We start from the raw sequence: 5,493 nt of genomic DNA, 5'->3' as shown, positions 1-5,493 counted from the left end.
CCGAAGGCGTGACACTGGGGAATATCCATGAAAGTGAACGACTTTCTGGATTTCCCAGTTCCGGAACCTCAGTACAAGATACCCATCACGAAAAGTGCGGAAGAACCCAATCTCATCCGAAGAAACGCTCATCCATGACTTTCCAAACAGGCTCTTAGAACCATGACGGTTCATGGCGCAGTCTCACCCTACAGGTGCAATGTTTTGATGAATGAGGCTATTACGTAGTAATACTGACTCGCCTTGGCGAGGTCGTTCGCCGACCATTCGGTGAGGAGAACGTCATTGAGGGACTTTTGGGATCTGCCGCCTCAAGAGACCGGTGCGCTGGCACGCCATCGCAGTTTCGCGGCCGCCTCCTCGTACGCGCTCGGGCTCGTGATACTGGGGACGCTCATACGTTTCCTGATCAATCCGTTTCTCGGCGGCAGGACGTTGTTTCTCTTACTGCTTCCGGGAGTGCTCGTCGGCGCGGTGATCGGCGGTCTCTTTTCCGGTCTAGCCGCAGCCACACTTGCATCAGTGATCGGCTGCCTCCTTCTCGCGCATGACGGCGCGCCGCCGATCGAAAACTGGGTCGAGACGATCCTGTTCGCGACACTCTGCGTCCTGATCACGTGTGGTGGCGAATGGCTGCTACGTGCCCGTCGGCGCACGGCCGCGATGGCGCAGCGTATCCTTGAGCGGGAGGCGCATCTCAGCGCCATCCTCGACGCAGTTCCCGACGCTATCATCATTCTCGACGAGCGCGGCATCGTGCAATCATTCAGCAACGCGGCGGAGACACTTCTGAGGTCTAATGCGGCAGAGGCGATCGGGACGAATATCGCAGACATCGTCCCCGAACTCGGAACGGCTCCAGTCTCCGATCGGCACGGAATAGCGGCAGTCGCCCGTCGGAAAGACGGGACGACTGTCCCCGTTGATCTGTCTACCGGACGCCTGACATCAGGAGAGGGCTCCTTTACAATCGCGTTCCTTCGCGACCGCACGGAACGCGAGGAAGCGGACCGACGCGTGCGACAGTTGCAGGCCGAAGTCACACATATCTCACGCCTGTCAGCCATGGGCGAGATGGCAGCCACACTGGCTCACGAACTTAATCAGCCTCTGACGGCCATCACGAACTTTCTCAACGGCGGACGCCGTCTCCTGGAAGCCGAGAACGGGCAGAGCACGCGCGTGCAAGAGGCCATGGACAAGGCGGCCGCGCAAGCGCTGCGGGCCGGTCGGATCATACGGTCGTTGCGGGACTTCGTGTCTCGGGGAGAAGGTGAGCCGGGACTGGAAAGCCTGCGGGCGCTTATCGAAGAGATGGCAACGCTGGCCTTGGTCGGAATTGCGGAGCGCGGGATCGACGTATCCTTTCAGCTGGACTCTGGGGCCGATCAGGTTATCGCGGACAAGATTCAGATCCAGCAAGTCCTCCTCAACCTGATCCGCAACGCCGTGGAGGCCATGGAGGACTGTGACGAACGGCGTCTGGTCGTCGCGGTCGACGCTTTCGAAGGCATGGCACGGATCCGCGTGACGGATACTGGCCCCGGTGTGAGCCCCGAGATTGCGGGCAGGCTGTTTGAATCTTTCTCAACGACGAAGGATCATGGCATGGGAGTCGGGCTGTCGATCTGCCGCACCATCGTGGAGGCTCATGGAGGACGCATCGGAGCGCAGCGGGAACGCGGGGGAGGGATGTGCTTTCTTTTCACTCTTCCCTGCGCCAGGACAGAGGAGTTTGGCGAATGAACCCGGATGGTATCGTCCATGTGATCGACGACGACGAAGCCGTACGCGAATCCCTTGCCTTCCTGTTGCTGACATCGGGACATACCGCGAGGACCCACGCATCGGCGGATGAGTTCCTCGCTATCCTCGACGGGGTCGAGTGCGGATGCATCATAACGGATATCCGGATGCCGGGCATGGACGGCATCGCTCTTGTCGACCGTCTCCAGAAGCGCGCGACGGTTCTCCCGGTCATTGTGATCACGGGGCATGCTGACGTCCTCCTAGCGGTGCAGGCCATGAAAGCCGGCGCCCGCGACTTCATCGAAAAGCCGTTCGACGATCATACCATTCTCGACGCGGTGGCCTCCGCTCTGCGGTGCGGTGACGAGAACGGCGCCGAACGCGCGCATGCACATGTCATTCGCCAGCGGATCGCCGCTCTGACGACGCGGGAGCAACAGGTTCTCCGTGGCCTCGTCGACGGTCAATCGAACAAGGTCATCGCCCGGGAGCTTGGGATAAGCCCGCGCACGATAGAGATTTATCGGGCCAATCTCATGATAAAGATGGACGCTCGCAGCCTGTCTGAACTCGTGCGGATGACGCTGACAGCCACGGAGCGGCCGCGATAACACAGTCGACCTGAAATCAGGACGGGTCGTTTCCCTTACGAGGTTTTACGTACGTAGTTTTCCGGATGCGCTGGAGCTCGGGTGGGCCCAAGATGACATTCAGTCATCCAGCGGCGGCCGTTCCGAACGAAGCGCATGACTTCCGCACGCCGTCGAACCGCGAGGAGAACACATGAGCCAGGCCAGCACGATCCGGGGACAGGAAATCCTCAACAACCCCGCCCGCAACAAGGAAACCGCCTTTACAATGACTGAGCGTCAATCGCTCGGCCTTGAAGGTCTGCTTCCTCCGACTGTGGAAAACATCGACCGGCAACTGGAGAGGGTTCAGACGCAACTCGCCGCAAAGCCGAATGATCTCGAACGCTACATCTATCTCATGAGCCTGGCGGCCAGGAACGAGACGCTATTCTACCACACGCTGATGTCCGACCCCGCGCGGTTTGTGCCGATTGTCTATGATCCGACCGTGGCTGATGCCTGTCTGACATTCGGACATATCTATCGCGGCAGCGCGGGCATGTATCTCACGCGCGACATGAAAGGTCGCTTCAAAAAAATTCTGCGCAACTGGCCGGTAAAAGACGTTCGGTTCATCTGTGTGTCCACCGGCGGCCGTATTCTCGGTCTTGGCGATATCGGCGCTAACGGCATGGGCATTCCCATTGGCAAGCTCCAGCTCTACACCGCCTGCGCGGGGGTGCCGCCCGAGGCGCTGCTGCCTGTGCTACTGGACATAGGCACCACGAACGCGGCGCTCCGGGCCGATCCGCTTTATCTTGGTCTGCGCGAGCTCCCGCCAGACGAAGCGGAGGTGGATTTGATCTCAGAGGCATTTATCGAAGCCGCTACAGACGTGTTTCCCGGTGTCTGCATTCATTTCGAGGACTGGAAAGGTACCGATGCGATGCGGCTTCTCGCCCGCTATCGCGACAAGGTCCTGTGCTACAATGACGATATTCAGGGAACCGCAGCGATCGCGGTAGCAGGCCTGACCACGGCACTGCAGATCAAGAACGAGACTTTCGCCGATCAGCGCGTCCTTTTTCTGGGCGCAGGCTCAGCCGGGATCGGTATCGCAAGTATGATTGTCTCGGCGATGGTCGAAGCGGGTCTGGGCGAGGCCGAAGCGCGTGAGCGTATCGTACTGATCGATGTCAACGGTCTGATCGAGACCAGCCGGACCGATCTCAACGAGTGGCAGAAGCCGTTCGCGCACGAGGCGAAACCGACGAAAGATCTTCTCGAGGTCGTCAGAACCTTCAAGCCGACCATTCTGATCGGCGTCAGCACCATCGGCGGCGCATTCACCGAGGAGGTGGTCCGCGAGATGGCAAAACTGAACGAGCGGCCGGTGATCTTCCCGCTCTCCAATCCGACGAACAAGGCGGAATGTACGGCCGAGCAGGCCTATACCTGGACAAAAGGCAAAGCATTATACGCCGCTGGAGTCCAATTTCCGGACTTCGAATATCAGGGAAAGAGCTACCACCCGGGACAGGCCAACAATTTCTATATCTTTCCGGCAATCGGCCTCGCCGTTTACGCGACCCGTCCCGCGCGGATCACGGACGATATGTTCATCACCGCCGCCGCCGCGACAGCGGATCAGGTGGGGCCGAGCGCACGCGAGCATGGCATGCTGTTCCCGCTCCAAGCCAACATCCTGGAGACCGAAGTGACGACCGCCACGCGGGTTGCGGAGCATATCTTCGATAGTGGACAGGCCACCGTCGAGCGTCCGGAAAATATCCGCGCCTGGATCGAGGGGCTGCTCTACAAGCCGGTCTACAAGGAACTCTGACACACCTAAGTCATCCCCGGTGATCGGCTCGAGCCGATCACCGGGGATGATGACGCCTTCTCTCACCAACCCGGAGCAGATCCGTGAATCTCGTGATACTCGTCGCCGCCATCGCTCCGGTTGTCCTCATATTCGGGCTGGGCTATCTGGCCGGGAAGTACAAGGATTTCGATCACGATCAGGCCATCGGTTTCAGTCATTTCGCGCTGAAATATGCCCTGCCGGTTGCGCTCTTCCTCAGCATGGCGTCCTTCAAATGCGACTTGCTCCTTCAGCAGGGGCCACTCGTTGTGGTCATGATCATCGGATATTCGCTCTTCTTTGGCGTGAGCTATCTCGTCCTGTGCATGATGACGCGCGACCGGCTGACCGCAGTCCTCCTCGGCTATGCGGTGTCCTCCACAGCCGCACCGATCTATGGCTTGACGGTCCTCGATCCAATCTATGGCGATACGGTCGGCGGCGGCGTAGTCGGTCTGGCTGCGGTTGTCACAAACCTCTTACAGGTTTCAGTCGTCATCTACCTGCTCGAGAGCGCGTCCAGGTCAGAAACGTCGAGACCCTCGTTGGCCCGAACGCTTGGAAAAACGATCAAGAACCCCCTTGTGTGGGCACCGGTGCTGGGCACCATCGTGTCTCTGTCCGGTCTGACGATGCCGCCGGTTTCCGTGTCCGTGCTCAAGCCTCTAGCAGTCTGCGCACCAGGAGCGGCGATCTTCGCCTGCGGGCTCGCGCTTGCGTCTTATTCCCTTAATCTCAGATCTAGGACCGTTATACTGGGATCGCTCGTCTGTGTCGTCTTGCAACCAGCAGTCTTCTTCGTCGCCCTCAAGGCATGGGGACTAAAATCCGCTATGGCGAAAGCAGCTTTTGTCGCAAGTGCGATGCCTACCTCCACACCGTCTGCCCTGTTTGCCCAGCAGTATGGGAAGTGCGAGGTAGAAACAGCCAGCATCATGCTGCTCACGACGCTCGGCATGGTCGTCGTCATTCCCGCCACTGTCGCTATATGCGAGTGGATATAACGCAAAAAAATAGATGATTGGAAAAGTTCTCTGGTTTTAAGACCTGCCCTATGATTACAATTCCATGCACTGATTGGAGAAAATGAGTCCTGAAAAGGTCTGTTTTCCGTTTTGAGAAGCGTTTTGCTCATTTGAGTGCTCTAGCAGCCTGTCGGGTTGGGTTACCCAGTGAAGAGGTAAGGTTGTAAGGTGGTGAGATGAGCAGCTTCATCCCGTTTGACCGGTCTCAGCCGTATCTTCTGCCGCCTGATCTGAAGTCGTGGCTTCCGGCTGACGATATGGCGCATTTCGTTGTTGCCGCCGT

At 58.7% G+C, this 5,493-nt stretch carries 4 protein-coding genes; all 4 read left to right on the top strand.

The features are described 5' to 3' along the window. Window positions 1-285: 285 nt before the first annotated feature. The 4 genes from GOB93_RS20455 (at window position 286) to GOB93_RS22170 (ending at window position 5,189) form a co-directional block, all read left to right on the top strand. A complete protein-coding gene (locus tag GOB93_RS20455) occupies window positions 286-1,746 on the top strand; it encodes a sensor histidine kinase (protein WP_242010963.1) in 1,461 nt (486 codons plus the stop codon). Then, complete coding sequence (gene fixJ / locus GOB93_RS20450) at window positions 1,743-2,360, top strand: response regulator FixJ (protein WP_173585214.1); 618 nt, start codon at window positions 1,743-1,745, stop codon at window positions 2,358-2,360. The genes GOB93_RS20455 and fixJ overlap by 4 nt, the downstream gene beginning before the upstream one ends. A 172-nt stretch (window positions 2,361-2,532) precedes the next feature. Continuing rightward, window positions 2,533-4,164, top strand: coding sequence for an NAD-dependent malic enzyme (locus tag GOB93_RS20445; protein WP_173585213.1), 1,632 nt, complete (start codon window positions 2,533-2,535; stop codon window positions 4,162-4,164). An 83-nt stretch (window positions 4,165-4,247) separates the two neighbouring features. Continuing rightward, window positions 4,248-5,189 (top strand): AEC family transporter, encoded by a 942-nt coding sequence (locus GOB93_RS22170; protein WP_173585212.1) that lies wholly within the window; start codon window positions 4,248-4,250, stop codon window positions 5,187-5,189. The last annotated feature ends 304 nt before the right edge of the window (window positions 5,190-5,493 follow it).

It is taken from the genome of Acetobacter musti (genome assembly GCF_011516835.1).
Taxonomy (GTDB): domain Bacteria; phylum Pseudomonadota; class Alphaproteobacteria; order Acetobacterales; family Acetobacteraceae; genus Acetobacter; species Acetobacter musti.
This window is presented reverse-complemented; position numbering and strand designations above follow the sequence as displayed.